Origin of the sequence: Aeromonas tecta (assembly GCF_000820185.1) — a bacterium.
Taxonomy (GTDB): Bacteria; Pseudomonadota; Gammaproteobacteria; order Enterobacterales; family Aeromonadaceae; genus Aeromonas; species Aeromonas tecta.
In genome coordinates this window covers 323320-346182 of sequence record NZ_CDCA01000036.1, presented here as the reverse complement: position 1 = coordinate 346182, position 22863 = coordinate 323320, and the positions used below count along the sequence as shown (strand labels likewise).

Here is a 22863-nt window from a genome sequence, read left to right as displayed (position 1 = left end):
CACACGGAGTCGCCCATGGATGCCCTCAACCTGTTACTGAACCGCCACTCCTGTGGCCGCCTGACCACACCGGCCCCGAGTGGCGAGGTGCTCGACAACATCCTCAAGGCGGGGCTGCGCGCGCCGGATCACGGCACCCTGACCCCCTGGCAGTTCATCTTGTTTGAAGGAGAGGGACGGGAGCGGTTGGGTAACCTGCTGGCCGAGGCGGCCCGTGCCCGTGGCGAGGACGAAGAGATCATCGAGAAGAGCCGCGCCGCCCCGCTGCGTGCGCCACTGCTGGTGGCGGTCGCCACCCGCTATCAAGATCACCCCAAGGTGCCGAAGCTGGAGCAGGAGCTCTCCGCCGGCTGCGCCCTGATGGCGATGCAGATGGCCGCCCAGGCCCAGGGCTTCAACGGTATCTGGCGCTCCGGCTGGTTCATCTTCGATGAACAGATCAAGGTCGGGCTGGGGCTGGCCGAGGGGGATCAGCTGGTGGGTTTCCTCTATCTTGGTACCCCCATGCTGGAGGCGCGCAAGCTGCGCGAATTGCCGATCAACGAATTTGTCCGCCATTTCTAAACTCGGCATTGTGAGTAAAAAGCCCTGATTAATCAGGGCTTTTTCTATTTACTGATATGACCATCAGGCTGTACGCATAAATGTGCGTTTGCCAAGGGGGAAAAAGGGGTTGCCCGGGAAATTTTTAAATAGTGAGAGGCTGTTCTCAATCCCGGTCGATCACGCTGTGTAAAACGTTTGCGCCCCGTTATTATCCCTTTGCCAGTTTAGAAGGTAACCCCTTCTAATTTTCTGCGATGAGAGTCGCAATTCCGTAGCACCTTTTTACAGCCCAACGTCCTCGTGACATTGGGCTTCATTTTTATGGACGCTTTATTGCGGCTAATTTTTTGGCTTGGAAGGCAGGATCCTGGCCGGATTGCCCACTACACGAGCGCCCGCCGGTACGTCCTTGGTCACGACCGAGCCTGCGCCGACGATGGCTTCCCGTCCTATGGTGACGCCGGGCAAGAGGATGGCGCCCCCTCCTATCCAGACCCTGTCCTCTATGGTGACTGGCAGCGCCGTCTCCACCCCTTCGATGCGTGCATCTGCGTCCAGTGCGTGGGCGGCGGTGTAGATCTGCACGTTCGGCCCTATCATGACCCCGGCCCCGATGCGAACCGGGGCATTATCCAAGATGGTGGCCCCCATGTTGATGTAGGATCCTTTGCCCAGGCTGATGTGGCGGCCATAGGTGCAGTAGAAAGGCGGGCAGATGAAGGCCCCTTCCGCCAGTTCGCCCACTAGCGCTTGCAGCAGGATCTGCTGTTCTTCCTCCTCGTCGGCCCGATTGAAACGGCGATAGAGACGGGCCGTCTCCCGGCGTATCTCATCCAGCTCGGGGGCCATACAGTTGTAGGGCTGGCTGGCGATCATTTTCTGGTAGTCACTCATGAGTCATCTCTTGTTGTTGTGCTGCTTGCTGGCTGAGGATGGGTACAAGTTATTTGCCAGCCTCATCCGGGTGCTGAGCGCTATCTTACGCCGTTAGCCAACCAATAAGAGTGAGCCTGGGCTCAGCCTTGGCACTTCCCTGACGAAGGGAAGTACCAAGAGGTGACCCGAGTGTGTGAGACGCGTAAAAACAACAAGGGCACCCGAAGGTGCCCTTGTTGTTTTGCGGTAGTGTATACGCCGTGCCGATGATCAGCCGTGCTTGCGACCGGTGTGTCGGTCACCGCGGTGCTGATGATTTAGCCGTGCTTGCGGCCTGACAGGCGACACCACTCTTCTTTCACTGCGGTCGGGTCCATGTCGAACCACTGGCCGTAGATGGTCTCCAGCTCAGGGGCCTGGCTCTCCAGCACGCCGGACAGGGCCATCAGGCTGCCGGGCTTGCCGTGACCGGCGATGAGCGGCGCGAGTTCGCGCAGCGGACCGGCCAGGATATTGGCCACCACCACGTCCGCTTCCACCCCTTGCGGCTGATCCGCCGGCAAATAGAGCTCTATCTGACCGGCGACGCCGTTGCGCTCGGCGTTGTCATGGCTGGCCTGGATGGCCTGGGGATCGATGTCGATGCCGATGACCCGGGCGGCGCCGAGTTTGAGGGCGGCGATGCCGAGGATGCCGGAGCCGCAACCAAAATCGACCACGGTTTTACCGGCCAGATCCAGTCCGTCCAGCCACTGCAGGCAGAGCGCCGTGGTGGGGTGGGTGCCGGTGCCGAACGCCAGGCCCGGATCCAGCATGACGTTGACCGCATCGGGGTCGGGCACATCGCGCCAGCTCGGGCAGATCCAGAGCCGCTCGCCGAACTGCATGGGGTGGAAGTGATCCATCCACTCCCGCACCCAGTCCTTGTCTTCCAGCTGCTCGACCTTGTAGCCCACGTCTTCACCGAAGATCTGCTGGAAGAAGGCGATGGTCGGCGCCGGATCGGTTTCGGCGTCAAACAGCCCCATCACCTCGGTCTCGCCCCAGAGCGGGGTCTCCCCCGGCAGCGGCTCGTAAACGGGCACGTCCTGGGCATCCATAAAGGTCACGGCCTGGGCTCCACGCCCCAGCAGCATGTTGCTCACCTTGTCCGCGGTCTTGGCGGTGGCGTTGATTCGAATTTGTATCCAGGGCATGGCGTCGACTCTTCATAAATGTGAAACCGCGGGATTCTATCATCATGGGCCAGTGCTGTCGTGGTTTGCCCGTGAAGCAGGGCGTCGTCGACCGTCCTGCCAAGTTGGCACGGTTAATGTATTCCTTATTGGGTGACGGGAAGCAACTTGTTCCCGCTGAATGCTTTGCTCTATGAAAGTTCCGTCATCTTTTCAGCCACCTTCGGGTGGCTTTTTTTTAAACGGGCGAAAATTGCGGGGAAAATTCAGGATCCTGCGTGGAAATGACGACTTGGCACGCAAGCTGCAAAGGTTAATGCGTCCTGCATAAGGATATGTGTGTGATTGTTACCCCCAACGTTCAGGTATTTAGGGCCATCCCGGCGGGATGGCCCCTTTTTTATCTGTTTTTCACTGTCATGGGGTGGATTGCAGGTTTGGCGGCTCCTGGCGCTGTGCACTGTTGGGGCTTGGCGCTGGTGAGTTCACCCCATGATGGTGCATTTTATTACCCACAAGGGATTAGTCAGCGAACCGGCTCATGTCGATCACCAACTTGCCCACCATGCGCCCCGCTTCCACCTCGGCATGGGCGCTTGCCAGACTGGCCGCGGTCAGGGCGGGCACCGTCTTGGTCAGCGTGCTCTTGAGTACCCCTTCGTCCACCAGGGCGGCGACCCGACCGAGCAGCCGGTGCTGCTCAATCATGTCCGGGGTCTGGAACAGGGAGCGGGTGAACATGAACTCCTGGCTGAAGGTGACGCTCTTGGGCTTGAGCAGGCCGAGATCCCAGGGCTCGCTCGACTCGGCGATGGTGCAGATGTGGCCGAGCGGGCGAATGAGGCTCGCCATGGCGGCCCAGTGCTGCTCGGTGGCATTGGTGCAGAAGATTGCATCGAGCTGACTGATGCCCAGCGCCGCGAGTTCCGCCTGCAGATTGTGGTGACTCACCACCCGATGCGCCCCCATCTCGAGGCACCACTTTCGGGTCTCTGGCCTGGAGGCGGTGGCGATCACTTCCATCCTGGTGAGCTGACGGGCGAGCTGGATGGCGATGGAGCCGACGCCACCGGCGCCACCGATGATCAACAGTCGTCCCTCGCTCTCGGGGGTCAGACCAATGCGCTCGAACAGCGCCTCCCAGGCTGTGATGGCGGTCAATGGAAGAGCTGCGGCCTCCACATCGCTCAGGCTGGTCGGGGCGATGGCGGCGATGCGTTCATCCACCAGTTGCAGGGCGCTGTTGCTGCCGGGGCGGCTGATGTCGCCGGCGTACCAGACACGGTCGCCCGCCTTGAACAGCGTGACCTCGTGGCCCACGGCCACGACTTCCCCCACCGCATCCCAGCCGAGCACCCGGGGAGTCGCCTCCACCTTGGCCTTGGGGGAGCGCACCTTGGTATCGACCGGGTTGATGGAGGTGGCGTTGACCCGCACCAGCAGATCGCGCGGGCCCGGGGTCGGGGTAGGGAGCTGGGCTTCGATGAAGCAGTGGGGGTGATCGCTTGGCAGATAATGGGTGAGGGCAATGGCTTTCATGGCAATTCCTTTCAAATCGGCAGGAGTGGATTGCCAAGTAGTCTAGCCCGGTAGATTATCCTCATTAAGATGGGTAATTAAGAAAGACTGTTTGAATAGATGAACAATATCGAACTGGAGTTGATGGGGCTGTTCGCCACAGTCGTGGAGCAGGGCAGCTTCACCCGGGCGGCCGAGGTGCTCGGCATGCCCAAGTCCTCGGTGAGCCAGAAGATCTCGCGCCTCGAATCCCAGCTCGGGGTGCGCTTACTGCAACGCACCACTCGCAGGCTCAGCCTGACCCCGCAAGGGGAGCTCTATGTGGAGCATTGCCAGGGGCTGCTGACCCTGGCGCGCAGCGCCAATCTGGCGATGGCGAGGCTGCGCAGCGCCCCGGCTGGCCGGGTGAGGGTCACCGCCCCCGAGGCGACCGGCACCCTGCTGCTTGGCAAGATCCTGGCGGAGTTTCGCGCCCTCTACCCCGAGGTGGTGCTGGAGCTGACTCTGAGTGACGAGCAGCTGGATCTGGTGGGTGAGGGTTACGATCTGGCGCTGCGGGCGGCGCCCCTGAAAGATTCCAGCCTCATCTGCCGGCGCATCGGCCAGGTAGCGCGCCATCTGGTGGCGGCGCCTGGGTATCTGAGCCGCCATGGCGCGCCGCAGCAGCTTTCGGAGTTGGGACTGCATGCCTGTCTGGTGCATTCGGCGCTGCCGGTGTGGCCGCTACAGGACGGAGGATGGCGGCCGCAGGGGGCCTGCATCAGCAACAGCCTGCTGGCATTGCGGGAGCTGGCCCTCAATGAGGGGGGCATCGCACTGTTGCCGGATCATGTCTGCCGTGCCGATCTGGCGGTGGGGTCGTTGCAGAAGGTGTTGCCGGACTTGCCCATCCTCCCCAATCCGTTCTATCTCATCTACCCGAGCCGGGAGCATCTGGCCCCCGCCTTGCGCAGTCTGATGGACTTCGTCGCCGATCGGCTGCCCTTCGCCTGAGCCGTCAGCGGCTCTGGCTGAGGGGCGCCTGGCTTGGTTCCAGACCGAGCGGTACCGACTGGCGCTCGGCCAGCATGCGGATCTGCCCCTCGATCAGACTGGCGTTGGGGCCCAGCACCAGCACCAGCTGATGCTCGTTCAAGGCGATCCAGGAGAGACAGCCCAGCCCGGTCAGCCGCTGTTGATCCACCAGCGCCATCTCGCGCACCCGCAGGCTGAGACGGGTCAGGCAGACGCTCATGGCCTGCAGATTGTCCATGCCCCCCAGCACCTTGAGGTATTGGATCGCCAGCATCTGCGGATCGGTCGGTGCCACGCTCGCCAGCCGTGGCAGCTCCTCGGCGAGGGGCTTGCTCGGCAGGCTGAGGGGGGCGTGTTCCAGCAGCAGCGAGAAGATCAGGCTATAGGCGACGAAGAACAGGATGCCGAGGGGAATGAGCCAGAAGCTGTGCTCGCCGGAGGAGTAGCTGAGCACCATATCCAGCAAGCCGGCGGAGAAGTAACTGCCCAGCTTGATCCCCAGACCACTGCAGATGGCGAGCGACAGCCCGGTCAGCAGGGCGTGGGTCAGGAACAGCCAGGGGGCGGTAAAGGCGAACAGGAATTCGATAGGCTCGGTGATCCCGGTCAGGGCAGAGGTGAGCGCCAGAGTGAGCAGCAAGCCCCCCTGTGGCAGCCGTTGCATGCGCTTGCGATGGATCCAGATTGCGAAACAGGCACCGGGCAGACCGAACATGATGACCGGGTAGAGCCCCGCCAGATAACCCTCGTGCAGCGGCTGGGCGGTGGCGAGGGCCTGCAGGTTGCTCTCCCCCAGGCCGACGAGGCTGCCCAGTACCTGGTGCAGACCGAGCGGGATCAGCAGGCGGTTCAGCACGCCATAGCAGAAGGCGCCAAAGGGAGTGCTGAGCAAATTGGAAGCGAGCAGGCTGATGCCTTGCTCCAGCAAGGGCCAGAGCAGTGACAGCGGGATGACCAGCAGCAGGCAGGCCAGGGCCGAGAGCAGCATGCCTGGTAAGTCCTCCTGCAAGGGGCGCAGCCAGCCAGGCAGGTGCAGACCGCGGGCCCAGGAGCAGACCAGCGCCGTGGTTAGCCCCGCCAGCAGACCGCAGATCATGTCCGCATGCAGACCGGGCGCCAGGGTTGCCAGCGCCGAGCTCAGCAACAGGAAGTTGACCGCCCCGGCCAGCGCCTGTGCCCCTTGCCCCTGTCGACTCAGGCCGAAGGCGATGGCTACCGCATAGATGAGTGGCATCTGGCCAAACAGGGCGCTGCCCGCAAGGGAGAGCACCGCCAGATCCAGCACATCCGGCTGACCGAGCCGATACAAGAGCGCGGCCAGCGGCAGGATGGAGACCGGCAACAGCAAGGCATAACCGAGTCGTTGCAGGGCTTGAGTCAGGATCTGTCTGGCGTTCGGTACGGGCATAGGCAGGCGCTATTTTGTGATGCGGCGCACAGTTTACCCGTAAAACACTCATTTGGGGATAGGAGTGGATCCCTTATCGAGTCATTTATTATCGCGGATCAAATAACCGGCGCACGGCCTGATCTGGCGGCGGGGTGAGCAGGCTCACCACAATGAAGGCGACCAGCCCGAGTCCCAGGCTCGGCACTATGGCATGCAAGCCGGCGACTTTGATGTCCCATTGGCTCAAGCAGCCATAACAGACAATGCCGGAGACCATGCTGGCCAGCGCCCCCTGGCCGTTGGCGCGCGACCAGTAGAGGCCAAGCACCAGGGGCCAGAGGAACACCGCCTGCAGGCCGCCGAAAGCGAGCAGGTTGAGCCAGATGATCATCTCGGGGGGTTGCAGCGCCGCCATCAGCACCAGAGAGCCCAGGATCAGGGTGCAGAGCAGGGAGAGGCGCGGCACCCGTACCTCCAGCTTCTCCTGTTGCTCGTGTTTCGGGCTCAGGTAATTGAGGTAGAGATCCTTCACCAGGGTTGCCGAGGCCTGGATCAGCTGGGAGTCGATGGTGGACATGATGGCCGCCATCGGCGCCGCCAGGAAGACCCCCGCCAGCCAGGGCGGCAGCACCTCCATCATCAGGGACGGCATGATTTTGTCCGGGCTGTCCATGCCGGGCAGGATGGCGCGGCCCAAGGCGCCGGCCAGGTGCATGCCAAACATCAGCAAGGCACTGACCACGGTGCCGATGAGGATGCCGCGGTGCAGCGCCTTGCTGTCACGGTAGCCGAAGCAGCGCAGCGCCGAGTGGGGCAGCCCCACTACCCCGACGCAGACCAGCACCCAGAAGCTCAGCATGAAGGGCTGGGTCAGCATGTCGCCGGCCCCCTGCGGGCTCACCAGCTTGGGATCGATCACCTTGAGTTGATGGATGAGGTTGGGCAGACCGTCACCGGCGATCAGGATCCCGGTCAGCAGGGCGCCGGTACCGATCAGCATGATGATGCCCTGCAGGGCATCCGTCATGACCACGGCGCGAAAGCCACCAATGACGGTATAAAGTAGTACGCAGCTGGCAAAAAGCAGCAGGCCCTGCTGATAACTCAGGCCTGTGGCGGTCTCCAGCAGGCGGGCTCCGCCGATAAACTGCACCACCATGGTGGCGATGAAAGCCAGGATGATGGTCACCGAGCCCAGCACCACTACCCACTTGCTGCGATAGCGGGCCCACAGCATGTCGTTGATGGTCACCGCATTGACCCGGCGGGCGATGATGGCGAACTTCTTGCCCAGCACGCCGAGGGTGAGCCAGACGGTGGGCAGCTGGATCATCGCCAGCAGCACCCAACCGAGGCCAATTTTGTAGGCAGCGCCCGGCCCGCCGATGAAGGACGACGCCGAGGTATAGGTGGCCACCAGCGTCATGGCCAGCACCAGGCCCCCCATGCTGCGATTGCCGATGAAGTACTCCTGCACGAAATCGCCGTTGCCGCGATGACGGCTGGCCCAGAAGCCGACCCCCAGCACCAGCGCCAGATAGATGAAGAGGGGGAGCATCAACTCAAGATTCATGGCGACGAGGCTCCTCGCGATGGGATGAGGGCTGGTGGAAAGCATGAACAGATCCCTGGGTGCCGGTCCCCTGCAGGGGCTCGGCGAAGGGCTCCTCGGTATCGAGCGGGATGTCGATAAACAGGCGATCCACCATCAGCGCGCACAGGCCGATAAACAGCAGCGGCATCAGGATGCAGCTGAGCACGAACCAGAGCGGCATGTCCCAGAGTTCTATCTCTTCCGGGATGAAATAAGCAGAGCCGTACCAGGCGGCGAAGTAGAGCAGGGTCAGCAGCAGACAGAGTGCAGCTTCCCGGCGAGCGAGAGCGAAGCGGTTCACCTTGGCCTCCGACAATTGAGCGGGGCGCAAGAATAACAAAAAAGGGCCATGTCGCCATGGCCCTTTTTCAGTTGCAGATCATTGCAGACCTCACTACCGGTGCAGATGGTGGGTGTTGATCACCCGATCTTGCCGGCAGTGGCTTGCAGCAGAAATCCCTTACAGACCCAACTTCTTGTGCAGATAGTGGATGTTGGTACCACCGTGCTGGAAGTTTTCGTCCTTCATGATCTCTTTTTGCAGCGCGATGTTGGTCTTGATCCCTTCCACCACCAGCTCGTCGAGGGAGTGACGCATGCGGGCGATGGCGATGTCGCGGTTCTCACCGTAACAGATCAGCTTGCCGATCATGGAGTCGTAGTATGGCGGCACTTTATAGCCGGCATAGATATGGGACTCCCAACGTACCCCCAGACCGCCCGGCGCGTGGAAGCGCTGGATCAGGCCAGGAGAAGGCATGAAGGTGGCGGGATCTTCGGCGTTGATCCGGCATTCGATGGCGTGGCCACGGATGCGGATGTCCTGCTGGGTGATCGACAGGGGCTGGCCGGCGGCGATGCGCAGCTGCTCCTTGATCAGATCCACACCGGTGACCATCTCGGTAACCGGGTGCTCGACCTGGATCCGGGTGTTCATCTCGATGAAGTAGAACTCGCCGTTCTCGTACAGGAACTCGAAGGTGCCCGCACCGCGGTAGCCGATTTCGAGACAGGCCCGCACGCAGCGCTCACCGATGAACTTGCGCATCTCCTCGGTGATGCCGGGTGCCGGCGCCTCTTCCACTACCTTCTGGTGACGGCGCTGCATGGAGCAGTCCCGCTCACCCAAGTAGAGAGCGGTACCCTGACCGTCAGCCAAGATCTGGATCTCGATGTGACGCGGGTTCTCCAGGTACTTCTCCATGTAGACCATGTCGTTCTTGAAGAACTGGCCTGCTTCGGATTTGGTCAGCGCGATGGCGGCGGCCAGCTCGGCCTCGTTGCGTACCACACGCATGCCACGACCACCACCGCCACCGGCGGCCTTGATGATCACGGGGTAACCGATCCGCTTGGCGATGGTGGCGTTGCGCTTGGCATCGCTGTCCACCGGACCGTCGGAGCCGGGTACGCAAGGTACGCCTGCTTTCTTCATCGCCTCGATGGCGGAGACCTTGTCACCCATCAGGCGAATGGTCTCGGCGCGCGGGCCGATGAAGATGAAGCCGGATTTTTCGACTACTTCGGCGAAATCGGCGTTCTCGGAGAGGAAGCCGTAACCCGGGTGGATGGCGACGGCACCCGTCACCTCGGCGGCGGCAATGATGGCCGGCACATTTAGGTAGGATTCCCCACTGGCCGGCTTGCCGATGCAGATGGTTTCGTCGGCCAGGAGCACATGTTTGAGCTCCCGATCGGCGGTAGAGTGAACGGCCACTGTCTTGATCCCGAGCTCTTTACAGGCACGCAGGATCCGCAGGGCAATTTCACCTCGGTTGGCGATGACTACTTTGTCCAACATGGGTGGCGTTTTCCCTTATTCGATGATGAACAGCGGCTCGTCAAATTCGACGGCCTGACCATTTTCAACCAGGATCGCTTTGATCACACCGGCCTTGTCAGACTCGATTTGGTTCATCATTTTCATGGCTTCGACGATGCACAGGGTGTCGCCGACATTGACGTGCTGACCGACTTCCACGAAGGCCTTGGCTTCCGGGCTGGAGGAGCGGTAGAAGGAGCCCACCATGGGGGAGCGCATCAGATGGCCGCTCGGGGTGGCATCGGCAGCAGGGGCGGCGGCAGTGGCAGCGCCCGCAACCGGGGCGGCAACTTGCTGAACCTGGGCCGGTTGCATCATCATTTGCGGGGCAACGCTAACCTGGCCGGAGAAATTACGGCTGATGCGAACGGACTCTTCCCCTTCGGAGATTTCCAGCTCGGCGATGCCGGACTCTTCAACCAGTTCAATCAGCTTCTTGATTTTGCGGATATCCATTAGCATTCTCTTTCTTCTTTATCTGATCAGTGATTATCAAGCCGCGCGCAATTGATGCACGGCTGCGGTTAAAGCGAATTGGTAGCCATCGGCACCCAGCCCACAGATCACCCCCTTGGCGACATCAGACAGATAAGAGTGATGACGGAAGGCTTCCCTGGCATGGACGTTTGACAGGTGAACCTCGATGAAGGGGATGGCCACACCCAACAGCGCATCGCGCAGGGCGACGCTGGTGTGAGTGAAGGCGGCCGGGTTGATGATGATGAAATCCACCTGGCCCATGGCCTGATGGATGCGGCTGACCAACTCATGTTCGGCGTTGGATTGCAGGTGTTCCAGAGTGACACCGAGTTCGCTGGCGTTGTGCTGCAGATCGGCGACGATCTCATCGAGCGTCTTGCTGCCGTAGATGCCCGGTTCCCGCTTGCCCAACAGATTCAGATTAGGGCCGTTGAGCAGGAGAATTCGGTGATGTTGCGACATATTGAGTGCATCCTCGATGATAATGCTGCGATCTATCAGCTATCTTGCGGACTACCAGAAATCTAGCCATTTTCTGTGCAATTCGGTGTGCACTGGCACACAGATTTCGCAATTATATTGATTTCGTGAAAATTAGCAGCATTTTACTGGTCTAATCTCTACATCTGGTCGTTTATTGAGCTTTTGAGGCCGAAGCCGGAAAGGCGGATAACGAAGACAACAAAGCCGGCGCAAGGCCGGCTTTGTGGGAGAGTCGAGACGAGGATCAAGCCGCCTCTGACTTCTCGCGGATAAGCTTGTCGACCACGCCCGGATCCGCCAGGGTGGAGATATCCCCCAGACTATCGGTCTCACCGGTGGCGATCTTGCGCAAGATACGGCGCATGATCTTGCCGGAGCGGGTCTTGGGCAGCCCCTCGGCCCAGTGGATCACGTCCGGCGTGGCGATGGCGCCAATCTCCTTGCGTACCCACTCCTTCACCTCTTTGTGCAGCTCGCGGCTCGGCTCTTCCCCGGCGATCAGGGTGACATAGGCGTAGATGCCCTGGCCCTTGATCTCGTGGGGCACCCCCACCACCGCCGCTTCGGCAATTTTCGGGTGGGCCACCAGGGCCGATTCAATCTCGGCGGTGCCCATGCGGTGGCCGGAGACGTTCAGTACATCATCGACCCGACCGGTGATCCAGTAGTAGCCATCCGCGTCGCGACGAGCACCGTCGCCGGTGAAGTAGCGACCGGGGAAGGTGGAGAAATAGGTCTGCTCGAAGCGCTCGTGATCGCCAAACACGGTGCGCATCTGGCCCGGCCAGGAGTCGGTGATCACCAGGTTGCCCTCGGTGGCGCCGTCCAGCGGCTCGCCCAGGTTATCGACCAGCGCCGGCTGTACCCCGAAGAAGGGGCGAGTGGCGGAGCCAGGTTTCAGTGAGGTGACGCCGGGCAGAGGGCTTATCAGGATGCCGCCGGTCTCGGTTTGCCACCAGGTGTCGACGATGGGGCAGCGTTCGTCGCCTATGGTGCGGTAGTACCACTCCCAGGCTTCCGGGTTGATGGGTTCGCCGACCGAGCCCATGATGCGCAGGCTCGAACGGGAAGTGCCTTCGATGGCCTCCTTGCCCTTGGCCATCAGGGCGCGGATCGCGGTCGGCGCCGTGTAGAGGATGCTGACCTGATGCTTGTCTACCACCTGGCTCATGCGGTTGGTGGCCGGGTAGTTCGGCACCCCTTCGAACATCAGGGTGGTGGCACCGTTGGCGAGCGGCCCGTAGACCAGATAGGAGTGACCGGTGACCCAGCCCACGTCGGCGGTACACCAGTAGATGTCCTCCTCGTGGTAGTCGAACACGTACTTGAAGGTGAGTGCGGCATAGACCAGATAACCGCCGGTGGTGTGCAGCACGCCCTTCGGCTTGCCGGTCGAGCCCGAGGTGTAGAGCACGAACAGCGGATCTTCGGCGTTCATCGCCTCGGGCGGGCAATCCGCGCTGACCGCGGCGATGGCGTCGTGCCACCAGATGTCTCTGTGACTATGCCAGGCGACGTTACCGCCGGTACGCTTGAGCACAATCACTTTGCTGATGCGAGTCTCCGGGTTGGTGAGCGCTTCATCCACATTCTTCTTGAGCGGGATGGGGCGGCCGCCACGCAGCCCTTCATCGGCGGTGATGACGACGGAAGAACCAGAATCGATGATGCGGCCGGCCAGGGCTTCTGGTGAGAAACCACCAAAGACGATGCTGTGGACGGCGCCGATACGGGTACAGGCCAGCATGGCCACGGCCGCCTCAGGCACCATGGGCATGTAGAGGCAGACAACGTCACCACGTTTGACCCCTTGCGCCTTGAGCACGTTGGCAAACTTGCATACCTCGCCATGGAGTTCGCGATAGGTGAGCTTGCGATCCTCGGCCGGGTTGTCCCCTTCCCAGATGATGGCGACCTTGTCGCCGCGCTCGTGCAGATGGCGATCCAGGCAGTTGGCCGAGACGTTGAGCAGGCCGTCTTCATACCACTTGATGGAGACGTGGCCCGGATCGTAGGAGGTGTTCTTGACCTTGGTATAGGGCTTCATCCAGTCGAGGATCTTGCCTTGCTCCCCCCAGAAGGCGTCCGGATCCTGTACCGATGCCTGGTACATGGCCTCATAGCCTTCCTTGTCCAGCAGGGCGCCGTTGCTGATGTGGGCCTTGACCGGGTAGACCTTGCTCTCGCTCATCTGTCACTCCTTTGAATACATTTTTGTAATGATTAGCTAACAACTTATACCTTTGGCCAGGGAGGGCAATTAGACTTTTGGATAGCGACGCACAAGTGGAAAGCAGCTGACCAGGATCGGCGCCGCTGGATAAGAAAAGGGAGCCTGATGCTCCCTTTCTCATGAGGTCTGTTGGGGTGAGTGAGCAGGTGTTAACAGCAGACGCCGCGCCGGGGAACGAGCAGGGAGGGCAGATGGGGTTCTGACAGCGGGTGGCTGAACAGATAGCCCTGGCCCTCCTCGCAGTGCAGTGACTGCAAGAACTGGCGCTGGGACTGGGTTTCTATGCCCTCGGCGGTGACCGCCATGCCGAGGCTGCCCGCCAGGTTGACGATGGTGCGGCACAGCTCACGGCTGTGTTTGTCATCGGGCAGGGCCTGCACGAAGCTCCTGTCTATCTTGATACGATCGATGGGCAGGCTTTTGAGCAAGCTCAGGGAGGAGAAGCCGGTGCCAAAATCGTCGATGGCGATCTGTACCCCGAGCGCCTTGAGGCGGGTAAACAGGCGCAGACTCTGATCCACGCTCTGGATGATGCTCTCGGTCACCTCGATCTCCAGTCGCTCCGCCGGGAAGCCGGTTTCCGCCAGGATGGCGGTCACCCTCTCCACATAGTCGAGGGCGCGCATCTCCCTGACCGACACATTGACCGACAGCCTGGGCACAGAGAATCCTGCCGCCAGCCATTGCTGGCACTGTTGGCAGGCGGTGCGCATCACCCACTCGCCAAGCTGTTCTATCAGGCCGCACTGCTCGGCCACCGGAATGAAGCGGGCGGGGGAGATCATGCCCTCACTCGGGTGTTGCCAGCGCACCAGGGCTTCCAGCCCGCTCAGCCGATCGTTGGCCAGATCCGTCATGGGTTGATAGAGCAGGCGAAACTGCTGCTGCGCCATCGCCTTGATCAGCCCCTGTTCCAGCGTCATGCGCTCTCTTATCTGCTCGGCCATGTCGGAGGTGTAGAACAGGTAGCCGTTGCGGCCCTGGTTTTTCGCCTCGTGCATGGCATTGTCGGCCGCACTGATGAGGGTATCTGCCGTCTGGCCATGCTCCGGGTAGAGGGCGATACCGATGCTGGCCGAGATGATGACCTGATCGCTTCCGAGCTCGACCGGCTGGTGCAGGCTGAGCAGCAGCTGTTCGATCAGCGCCACCAAGGTCTGTGGCTGATCCAGGGCACTGATCAGTACCAGAAACTCGTCGCTGCCGAGCCGGGTGGCCAGATCCCCCGGACGCAGGCCGCGCCGGATGCGCTCGGCCAGCAGGGTGAGCAGTTGATCCCCGGCGCTGTGCCCCAGGTTGTCGTTGATCAGCTTGAAACCGTCGAGATCGATGTATAGCAGGGCGAACCCCTGCTGATTGAGGTGGGCCGCCTTGAGCTCCAGCTCCAGCCGCTCCTGCAGCAGGCTGCGATTGCCGAGATCGGTGAGAGGATCATGGTAGGCGAGATGCTGGAGCCGGGCCTCGGCCTGGCGCAGCTGATCTGCCCGGCTGTGGGGGATGGGCTCTTGGTCGATGTTGCGCATGATGACGAGGATGCCCTCGGGGCTGCCCCGATCATCCAGCATGGGGCTGCAACTGGCCTGCCAGTATCGCGAGTGCAGTGGATGGAGGGGGTTGATCCCCCTCAGGATCAGTGAGGCGTACGGCGCAGCCTGAGTCACCGGAGATGCCTGCAGGGGTGCGAGGCCGGGGTTTATCTCGAGCAGGCTCTTGCCGAGCAGGTCCGCCTGGGGAAGGCCATTGAGCTCGGCGAAGGTGGCATTGACGCCGCGGCATCGGAACTCGCTGTCGAACACCCCTATCCCAAACGGGGCCAGTTCGAACAGTTGCTGCAGTGCATTACTGGACAACTGGCCTGACAGAAGAGGGGCCTGAACCGATCCGGGCTGCGCTTTTTCCATGAAGGCTCCTGAACTGATGTAATTGTCATTTACACGTGAGAGTCAGTATGGCAGGAAGTCATCAGAGGGAAAGCGAGCCAGAGAAATGTGTCAAATCAAGTGGATGTCAGCCTTTCTGGCGACCGAAGGCTTGTATGCCGCGTACCAGCACCAGCAGGCCAAGGACGTGAAAAGGCAGGGCGAGGGCCAATAACAGCAACCAGTGCGCGGCACTGCCGCTGCAGTTGATGAAATCGATCCAGGCCACTAGCAGGGTGAGCATGCCGGCTATCTGGAAGCGACGGCGCAGCACCACCTCCACCCCGAGATTGGCGAGGTAGAGGGTGAGCAGTATGCCGGCGAAACCGGTGAGCTGAGCGGCGCCGTACAGTTCCCGGTCCGGGTTGAACAACAGGGCAACCAGCGGGATGAAGCCCTGCTCCATTGGAATAAAGGTGAGCAGCCAGCAGGCGATCAACAGCAGGGCCGTCTTCATCCCATCAACTGCCGGCAGATAATAAACAGCAGAGCCGTTTTCATCGGATCAATCGCTGGCTTGCGCCGGTTTGACCAGGCTGAGGTAGTTCGCATCCATGTGGAGGAAGACCCCCAGCAGACGAGCGCTGGCGCCGTAGAAACCGAACTTGTCGGCCTTGCGGCAAGCCTGTTCGAAACGCTCGAACCAGCCAAGCAGGTGGTGATGCAGCAACTCCTCCTGCTCCTGCAGCCACTGCTCCCGCTCATCGGCGGTGCCGGCTTCGGCGGCGCGAATGATGAGATTGCCCATCAGATCCAGCTCGATGGCCAGGTGATCGGCGGGCTCTTTGTACTTGTCGCTCACATCGATGCCAAGGCGCGCGAGGCGCGCCTGCATCTCGGCCATGGGGGCCTGCATCAGCAGCTTGGCCTCGCCCCGATAGAGGGATTCGTAGGGCAGTGCCCCCTGCTTGGGATCGACCAGGAACAGACCGGCGAAATCGGCGGCCAGCTCCAGTTGGCGATCGGGCCGCACCAGCAGACGGGCGATGGCATCGTTGAGCTCGGCCACGGCGTCGCGCATGGGATCCAGCGTGGAGAGGCTTTTGAGGAAGCTGCGCACATCGTAGCTGTCATACTCGGCGATCTGGTCGTCGCTGAGCTCGGCGGCAAACAGGGTGGAAAACCACCAGTAAAGTTCGGCCCGGCGTTCGCTGGTAGCCATAAATTCCTGCATTTTTCCTCCGTGGATGACAATCGGGAGCCTTGATGGCCCCCGATTCTAACGACTTTAAAAATAAAGGAAACTCAAGGGACGGTTTTGACCGACCCCGCTCACAGTGCCGGGAACATGGGGTCGATGCCGGCCGCCGACTCCGGCGCACCAAAGGCGGTGACCGCAGGCGGCGTGCCCTGGAATTTCTCGATCTCCACCAGCGTGGTATGGGCCGTGGTAGCCTGCGCCAGGCTGGAGGAGCCGATGTCGGCGGTCAGCACGTTGGGATCGCCATAGGTGCAGAGCGTGCCGACCTTGCCCCCTTCCAGCGGACCATACCAGGCCCCTTCCTGAATGCGCACCACGCCGGGGGCATAATCATCGGAGACCACCAGCCCCGCCAGCACCTGACCGCGACCATTGAACACCCGCACCAGATCGCCGTCCTTGAGGCCCCGCGCCTTGGCATCTTGCGGGCTCATGTAGACCGGCTCCCGGCCCTGCACCGTATAAGTGGCGCGATAGGCATCGGAGGAGCAGAGCTGGCTGTGCAGCCGCTTGTCCGGGTGACAGGATTGCAGGTGTAGCGGGTATTGTTTGCTGCCAGGGCCGCCGTGGGAGCGCTCGAACGGCTCAATCCAGACCGGGTGGCCGGGGCAGTCCGCATAGCCGTAGTTGGCGATGGTCTGGGAGAAGATCTCGATGAGGCCGGACGGGGTGCCCAACGGCTCCAGATCCGGCTCCTGGCGGAACGACTCGTGGCGCACCCAGGGCTGACCGGCCGGGAAGGTGACGAAGCCTTCACCCTGCCAGAACTGGCTGAAGCGGGGCAGGCGGATGCCGATGCCACGGCCCTGCAGGCGGGCGTCGTCATAGATGCTCTGGATCCATTCCAGCTTGGTCTTGCCGCCGGTGAACTCGGCCTCGCGACCGAAGCGGCGGCAGAGATCGGCGAAGATGTCGTAGTCGTCGCGCGCCTCGAACAGCGGCTCTACCACCTTGCGCATGGCCAGGATGCCGGCGTTGGAGTGAGAGCCCCATTGCTCGATGTCGTCCCGCTCGTAGGTCGTCGTTGCTGGCAGTACGATGTCGGCGAAGCGGCAGCTCGCGGTCCACTGATGATCCACGCTCACCACGGTCTCCAGCTTGCGCCAGGCCGCCACCATCTTGTTGCGATCCTGCTGGTGGTGGAAGGGGTTGTTGCCGCAGAACACCGCCATCTTCATCTCTGGATAGATGATGGTCTGGCCGTTGAAGGCGATGGTCTTGCCTGGATTGAGGATGCAGTCGACGAAGCGGGCCACCGGGATGAACTTGGAGTAGCCCTTCCAGTCGCCGTCGTGAATGGGTTTGACGCCGGGGATGACGGAGCTGAAGCCGGACATTATGGGGCCAGTGCTGGTGATGGTGCCGGCGCCATTGTAGTGCCAGCCAAAACCATAGCCGCCGCCGGGCAGGCCGATCTGGCCCAGCATGGAGGCCAACACCACCAGCATCCAGGCGTATTGCTCGCCGTGGTGCATGCGCTGCACGCACCAGCCGCCGATGAGCTGGGTGCGGCCACTGGCCATGGTGCGGGCTAGCTCGCGAATGGTGTCGGCGGGCACGCCACATAGCTTGGCCGCCCACTCTGCATCTTTCACCTGACCGTCGCTCTCACCCAGCAGGTAGGGCAGGAATTTGTCAAAGCCGGTGGTGTAGTTCTTCAGGAACTTCTCGTCGTGCAGCTTCTCGCTGTAGAGCGTATGGGCGATCCCCAGCATCAGGGGCAGATCGGTCTGGGGATTGAGGGCAACCTGCTCGCAGCCCAGGTATTTCTGGGTCTTGGACTTGACCGGATCGACGCTGATGACCCGGATCTCGCCCTTGGCCACCTTCTCTTTGAGCTGCGCCCAATGGTCGTAGACGCTGTGATCCGGCACCAGCCAGCCCACCTGCAGGTTCTTGATGGGATCCGAGCCCCATATGACAATGGTCTTGCTGTGTTCCAGCACCAGCGGCCAGGAGGTCTGCTGTTCATACACCTCCATGGCGCCCGCCACGTGGGGCAGGATCACCTGGGCGGCGCCGGTGGAGTAGTCACCGGCCTTGGCGAGATAGGTGCCGTGCAGGTTCATGGCACGGCCCAGCATGGCGCCAGCGGAGTGCAGCTTGCCCACCGACTGCCAGCCAGAGTGGCCCGCATAGAGCGCGCTCGGGCCGTGGGTTTTCTGCACCCGCTCCAGCTCGTGGTAGAAGAAGTCCAGCGCCTGGGACCAGCTGACCCGCACGAAGCGGTTCTGGCCACGCTCACTGGTGTCGGACTGGTGACCCTTGCGCAGCCAGTCGAGACGCACCATGGGGTAGCGGATGCGGGAGGGGTTGTAGACCACCTCACTCAGTCCCTTGAGCATCTCGGTCGGGTGCTTGTCGTGTTCGAATGGCAGGGTCTCGACCCAGCGGCCGTCCACCACCCGGGCGCGGAAGGCGCCCCAGTGGGAGCCCGATTGCACCAGCTTGTCACCAGATTCGGCGGCCATGACGGCGCGGCCGAGCAGGGAGGGGCCGATCAGGGCGCTGGCACCGCTGGCCAGCAGGCCACCCAGGAAACCACGGCGGGAAATATTGATCATGATGTTATTCCTCTTTCGAATCCTTAGTGGCTACCCTGACCGCCGGTGTCGGCGGCGTGGTTCTGCAGGTATTTGAGCAGGGTGCGCTCCTCTTCCTTGCTCAGGCGGTAATAGGCAGACATGGCCTTGAGTCCGGAGATCCAGCCGTTGGCGGTGAAGTGAGCGGGATCCGGCGCCGCGTGGCAGGAGTTGCAGGTGGACTTGTACATCTCGCCGGCATAGTCCCAGATGGGCTGCAGGGAAGGCTCAAGCCCCTTGCCATCGACCCAGGCCTGAACGCGCACCTGCTCCCAGGGGATCTGGGTGGCTTCATCCATCTGTTGCTTGAGCACCTGTTCGCCCGCCTTGAGCTCATCGCGCAGGGTGGCCACGAAGACCCGCTTGCCCATGTATTCACTCAGCACCCGGCCCTTGCCGTCCCGCTCTCGCCAGCCTTCGACCGACACCTGGAGACGATCGCCATTGCGGGCCAGCACCTCGATACGGGACGCTGGCAGCAGCTTGCCGACGGCTTCTGTGCTCTGCTCGCTGGCATAGAGATCCTTCTCGGCCAGGCTGTAGAGCACCTCGGCGGCGGGCGCCTCCTGAGCTGCATCCTTGAGGCTGGCGAAGGTGGCGCGGAAGCCCCCAGCCATGTTCGGCAGCTCGTGGGCGATGCCCTTGTGGCACTCGATGCAGTTCATGTTCTTGGCGGCGGCGTCCTTCATGGCCAGGGCGGCGGCAGGAGATTGCTTGGCGTGATCCATGTTGTCGTAGCTGTGACAGGACTTGCAGGTCTTGGAGTTATTGCTGCTCATGCGAGCCCATACCTTCTCGGCCAGGTGCAGGCGCCTGTCCTCGAACTTCTCCTGGGTATCGATGCTGTGGCCGATGAACTCCTGATAGAGGTCGTTGGCGGCCTCCATCTTGCGGGCCACCTTGCCGACGAAGTCCTTGGGCTGATGGCAGTCGGTACAGACCGCCTGTACCCCGGAGGCGTTTTTGAAGTGGATGGACTCCTTGTACTCCGGATAGACGGTGCTCTCCATGGAGTGGCAGGAGACGCAGAATTCCAGCGAGCTGGTCTTCTCGAAGCCGTAGTGCAGGCCGACGGTGCCGGCCAGGGTCACACCGACCCCGACCAGGATCAGTGCCAGCACCGACCAGCGGCGGCTGGGGGTACGTAGGAAGTGCCAGAGTTTCTTCATGGGGGTCTCTCACATCGCTTTTTTGATGCGAGCCATGATAGGGAGATGCTGTGAACAGGGTTGCCGGTAAAAATTAATGAATTAGGGGTATTTATGACAAAATATGAATAGAATAATCCCCCCTGTTCCTGCTGCGAGCCCTGCCATGCGCCACCACATACTGGTCGTCGAAGATGACGTCGTGACCCGCGAGAAGCTGACCGGCTATTTCGAGCGGGAGGGGTATGCCGTGACCGCGGTGGAGGACGGGCAGGGGATGCGAGCCGCACTGGCGGAGCAGGAGATAGCCCTGGTGATGCTGGACATCAACCTGCCGGGGGAGGATGGCCTGCTGCTGACCCGCGAACTGCGTGCCCGCAGCACGGTGGGTATCATCTTGGTGACCGGCCGCAGCGATGCGGTGGACCGGATAGTGGGGCTCGAGATGGGGGCCGATGACTATGTCACCAAGCCGTTTGAGCTGAGGGAGTTGCTGGTGCGGGTCAAGAACCTGCTGTGGCGCATCTCGCTGGCGGCGCCCGCTCAGGGGGCGAGCGAGCCAGTGGACGATGCGGTGCGCTTTGGCCCCTGGCGCTTCGATATTCCCCGTCGTCAGCTCAGCAAGGACGGGGTGCCGGTGCGCCTCACCAAGGCGGAATACGAGGTGCTGGTGGTGTTCGTCGCCCATGCGGGCCGGGTGCTCAGCCGGGAGCGGATCCTCTCGCTGGTGACGCATCGTGGCGATGGCCCGAGCGATCGCACCATAGACGTGCTGATCCGCCGGCTGCGGGGCAAGCTGGAAGAGGATCCGCGGGATCCCCAGCTGTTTGTCACCGTCCATGGCGAGGGGTATCTGTTTGCTGGTCAGATAGCGCCATAAGCAGTGAATTAGGCTGTTTTTATTGTCTTTTGTGAACTATTTAATAAGTTTTCTTGTAGTAGGTGGTGGTTTATTTTGCCTTCAGGCCGGTGGTCGGGTCTCAAACTGCGGGCAGTCGTCCCCTATCCGGTGCCAGGGCGCCTTGGAGCCGATGAAGATGTGGAAAGCCGGTTGCTGGCTTGGCACATCATCGAGTACCCCCAGTCGCAGATTGATCTTGCCGCTGCTGCGTTTCTGACTGAACAGGCTGGAGCCGCAATGGCGGCAGAAGGCGAGGGAGGTCTCCGCCGACTTCTGGAAGCGGGCGATGGCGTCGCCTCCCTTCACTATTTCCACCTTGTCCCCATCCAGCCCGCCCACCGAGGCGTAATCCGCCCCTGAAAACTTGCGGCATTCGCTGCAATGGCAGTTGCCCATGTAGTCAAATTGATCCGGCAACTGCAGGCCGACGGCCCCGCACAGGCAACTGGCGTGTAGCATTCTCATCTCTCTTTCCCCGTCTCGTTGGCGGCTCAGGCCTGCTGATCGTCGGCGGCCCGAAACAGCACCCGCTTGCACTTGGCGCAGGCCCATTCACGTCGAAAGTCTGCCAGATGCACCAGACCCACCTCCAGCAGTTTGTGGTGGCCGCAGTGGCAGCAGAACACTATCTTGCCGTCGACCGCCTCCGGATGGGCCGCCAGGTACTGGGCCTTGGTGGGCAGTTCTTCCCAATGGATGGCGGGGACGCGCTTGCGCTGATGGGTGTAGTAGACCCAGTAGAACAGAAAGAAAACAACCAGGATGATAAAGGTCAGCAGATGTTCCATCGCGATGTCCCCCATGTTGGCTCGTGCGGTTCCCAGCTAAAATTCGATTCGAATGAATATGTTACAAGATGGGAACTGGCCTGGTTGTGATCCGCTTCGGATTTTGGCTCACGGGGTACCCGGGTCGGTGCCGACCCGGTAGATGGGGCGAAAACTGCCCTCTGACAACGAATTTGTAGGGTCGCTCAGGGGGGCGGTCAGGGTCAGGATAGGAGGGCCCATGACGCGAGGACATTGCTGCTCAGTGGCGGCCGGTTGTTGCAGCAGGCAGACCGCCTGAGCCACCGCGAGGCGCCCCTGCTCACGCATCTGATCGCTGTTGGCGGCGAGGATCTTGCCGCGCAGCAGGCCCCGTTGCACGCCGTGGCTGAAGTAGGTGGAGAGCACCTGGGGGTGGCTGGCATTGTGCTGGGCCAGTTCGTTGACCGCCACCTCGGCGGCGATGGCCCCTCCCACCAGGTAGTCCAGATCGGGATGGCGGGCCAGGCTCTGCTGCACCAGGGTACGCTGGATCTCGCGGCTGTTGTCACCGCGCATCGTGATGACGAGCTTGATGGCGCTGCCGCGAATGGCGTCCTTGAAGCCGGATTCAACCAAGGCGGTGCCGCTACCCGAGTCGGGGCCCGGGAAGAGGGCGACCGAGACCGGTGGGCTGCCCGCCGGGTGGCGCTCTGCCAGCCAGTGGCCGATGCGCCAGCCCATCTGCTGCCAGGGCACGCCGACCTGGGCGATGGCGAGGCCGGGGGCGAGATCGTTGACCAGCCCGAATACCGGCAGGGGCACTTGCTTGATAGCCTTTGCCAGGCCGTCATAGCTCACCGCGCCGAGCAGGATGGCGTCACTGCCCTCGCTGACGCATTGGCGCAGCTGCTGGCGCTGCTCGGTCAGCGCCCCGTAGCCGCCCGCCTCATGGATCCGCAGGGTGGCCCCGAGCCGCTTGGCCTCCTCCACCATGCCCTGATTGACCGACAGCCAGTAGGCATCGCGCAGATGAGGGTAGAGGACGCACAGGGTCAGCGGCCTGGGAAGGGGAGTGGGCCCCGCCCATTGCAGTCGGCTTGGCTCGCCGGTGAAGGTACCGGCAGGCCAGTGTTCCACCTCGAAGGCGACGGCGGGACGGACGAGCAGCGCGAGCAGAATGCACAGAGAGAGGCTTCGCATGGCAGAGGGTTTTGTTAAAGTGTGAGGCCGTA

The 22863-nt window shown here is 62.0% G+C and carries 20 protein-coding genes and 1 pseudogene; 3 read left to right on the top strand and 18 right to left on the bottom strand.

Features of this window, described 5'->3' with window-relative positions; all coding sequences use genetic code 11:
- The first annotated feature begins 15 nt into the window (after positions 1–15).
- Positions 16–564, top strand: coding sequence for an NAD(P)H nitroreductase (locus BN1137_RS16580; protein ID WP_050719654.1), 549 nt, complete (start codon positions 16–18; stop codon positions 562–564).
- A 321-nt stretch (positions 565–885) separates the two neighbouring features.
- On the opposite strand, the gene BN1137_RS16575 is transcribed toward BN1137_RS16580, so the two are convergent.
- The 3 genes from BN1137_RS16575 to BN1137_RS16565 form a co-directional block, all read right to left on the bottom strand.
- Positions 886–1440, bottom strand: a complete 555-nt coding sequence (locus BN1137_RS16575; RefSeq protein WP_050719653.1) for a sugar O-acetyltransferase — start codon at positions 1438–1440, stop codon at positions 886–888.
- 299 nt (positions 1441–1739) lie between these two features.
- Entirely contained in the window at positions 1740–2618 is an 879-nt protein-coding gene (prmA, locus tag BN1137_RS16570; RefSeq protein ID WP_050719652.1) for a 50S ribosomal protein L11 methyltransferase, read from the bottom strand.
- 501 nt (positions 2619–3119) lie between these two features.
- Positions 3120–4136 carry a zinc-binding alcohol dehydrogenase family protein gene (locus BN1137_RS16565; protein WP_050719651.1) on the bottom strand — a complete coding sequence of 339 codons (1017 nt, stop codon included), beginning with the start codon at positions 4134–4136 and terminating at the stop codon, positions 3120–3122.
- Positions 4137–4235: 99 nt separating this feature from the next.
- Here BN1137_RS16565 and BN1137_RS16560 point away from each other — a divergent pair, with 99 nt between their 5' ends.
- Entirely contained in the window at positions 4236–5108 is an 873-nt protein-coding gene (locus tag BN1137_RS16560; RefSeq protein ID WP_050719650.1) for a LysR family transcriptional regulator, read from the top strand.
- 4 nt (positions 5109–5112) lie between these two features.
- Here BN1137_RS16560 and BN1137_RS16555 read toward each other — a convergent pair whose 3' ends face one another.
- The 12 genes and pseudogenes from BN1137_RS16555 to torC all read right to left on the bottom strand — a co-directional run bounded on the left by BN1137_RS16555 (position 5113) and on the right by torC (position 20002).
- A complete protein-coding gene (locus BN1137_RS16555) occupies positions 5113–6537 on the bottom strand; it encodes a PTS transporter subunit EIIC (RefSeq protein WP_050719649.1) in 1425 nt (474 codons plus the stop codon).
- 88 nt (positions 6538–6625) lie between these two features.
- Entirely contained in the window at positions 6626–8092 is a 1467-nt protein-coding gene (panF, locus tag BN1137_RS16550; RefSeq protein WP_050719648.1) for a sodium/pantothenate symporter, read from the bottom strand.
- A 94-nt stretch (positions 8093–8186) separates the two neighbouring features.
- A pseudogene (locus BN1137_RS16545) lies at positions 8187–8429 on the bottom strand (YhdT family protein); the annotation flags it as partial.
- Between the two features lie 144 nt (positions 8430–8573).
- Positions 8574–9914, bottom strand: a complete 1341-nt coding sequence (accC, locus tag BN1137_RS16540; RefSeq protein WP_050719647.1) for an acetyl-CoA carboxylase biotin carboxylase subunit — start codon at positions 9912–9914, stop codon at positions 8574–8576.
- Between the two features lie 15 nt (positions 9915–9929).
- A complete protein-coding gene (accB, locus tag BN1137_RS16535; protein ID WP_050719646.1) occupies positions 9930–10391 on the bottom strand; it encodes an acetyl-CoA carboxylase biotin carboxyl carrier protein in 462 nt (153 codons plus the stop codon).
- A gap of 36 nt (positions 10392–10427) precedes the next feature.
- Positions 10428–10877, bottom strand: a complete 450-nt coding sequence (gene aroQ / locus BN1137_RS16530) for a type II 3-dehydroquinate dehydratase (protein WP_050719645.1) — start codon at positions 10875–10877, stop codon at positions 10428–10430.
- A 265-nt stretch (positions 10878–11142) separates the two neighbouring features.
- Entirely contained in the window at positions 11143–13089 is a 1947-nt protein-coding gene (gene acs / locus BN1137_RS16525; protein ID WP_050719644.1) for an acetate--CoA ligase, read from the bottom strand.
- 191 nt (positions 13090–13280) lie between these two features.
- Complete coding sequence (locus BN1137_RS16520; protein ID WP_050719643.1) at positions 13281–15032, bottom strand: sensor domain-containing protein; 1752 nt, start codon at positions 15030–15032, stop codon at positions 13281–13283.
- Between the two features lie 106 nt (positions 15033–15138).
- Entirely contained in the window at positions 15139–15507 is a 369-nt protein-coding gene (locus BN1137_RS16515) for a hypothetical protein (protein ID WP_050719642.1), read from the bottom strand.
- Between the two features lie 48 nt (positions 15508–15555).
- Positions 15556–16224: a molecular chaperone TorD gene (gene torD, locus BN1137_RS16510; RefSeq protein WP_050719641.1), complete on the bottom strand. Its 669-nt coding sequence runs from the start codon at positions 16222–16224 to the stop codon at positions 15556–15558.
- 98 nt (positions 16225–16322) lie between these two features.
- Positions 16323–18815 carry a trimethylamine-N-oxide reductase TorA gene (torA, locus tag BN1137_RS16505; RefSeq protein ID WP_050719640.1) on the bottom strand — a complete coding sequence of 831 codons (2493 nt, stop codon included), beginning with the start codon at positions 18813–18815 and terminating at the stop codon, positions 16323–16325.
- 23 nt (positions 18816–18838) lie between these two features.
- Positions 18839–20002, bottom strand: a complete 1164-nt coding sequence (torC, locus tag BN1137_RS16500; protein WP_050719639.1) for a pentaheme c-type cytochrome TorC — start codon at positions 20000–20002, stop codon at positions 18839–18841.
- A gap of 145 nt (positions 20003–20147) precedes the next feature.
- On the opposite strand from torC, the gene torR reads away from it, so the two are divergent.
- Complete coding sequence (torR, locus tag BN1137_RS16495; protein WP_050719638.1) at positions 20148–20861, top strand: two-component system response regulator TorR; 714 nt, start codon at positions 20148–20150, stop codon at positions 20859–20861.
- Between the two features lie 81 nt (positions 20862–20942).
- On the opposite strand, the gene BN1137_RS16490 is transcribed toward torR, so the two are convergent.
- The 3 genes from BN1137_RS16490 to torT form a co-directional block, all read right to left on the bottom strand.
- A complete protein-coding gene (locus BN1137_RS16490) occupies positions 20943–21347 on the bottom strand; it encodes a GFA family protein (RefSeq protein WP_050719637.1) in 405 nt (134 codons plus the stop codon).
- Between the two features lie 26 nt (positions 21348–21373).
- Complete coding sequence (locus tag BN1137_RS16485; RefSeq protein WP_050719769.1) at positions 21374–21670, bottom strand: hypothetical protein; 297 nt, start codon at positions 21668–21670, stop codon at positions 21374–21376.
- Positions 21671–21778: 108 nt separating this feature from the next.
- Entirely contained in the window at positions 21779–22831 is a 1053-nt protein-coding gene (gene torT, locus BN1137_RS16480; protein WP_050719636.1) for a TMAO reductase system periplasmic protein TorT, read from the bottom strand.
- Positions 22832–22863: the final 32 nt, after the last annotated feature.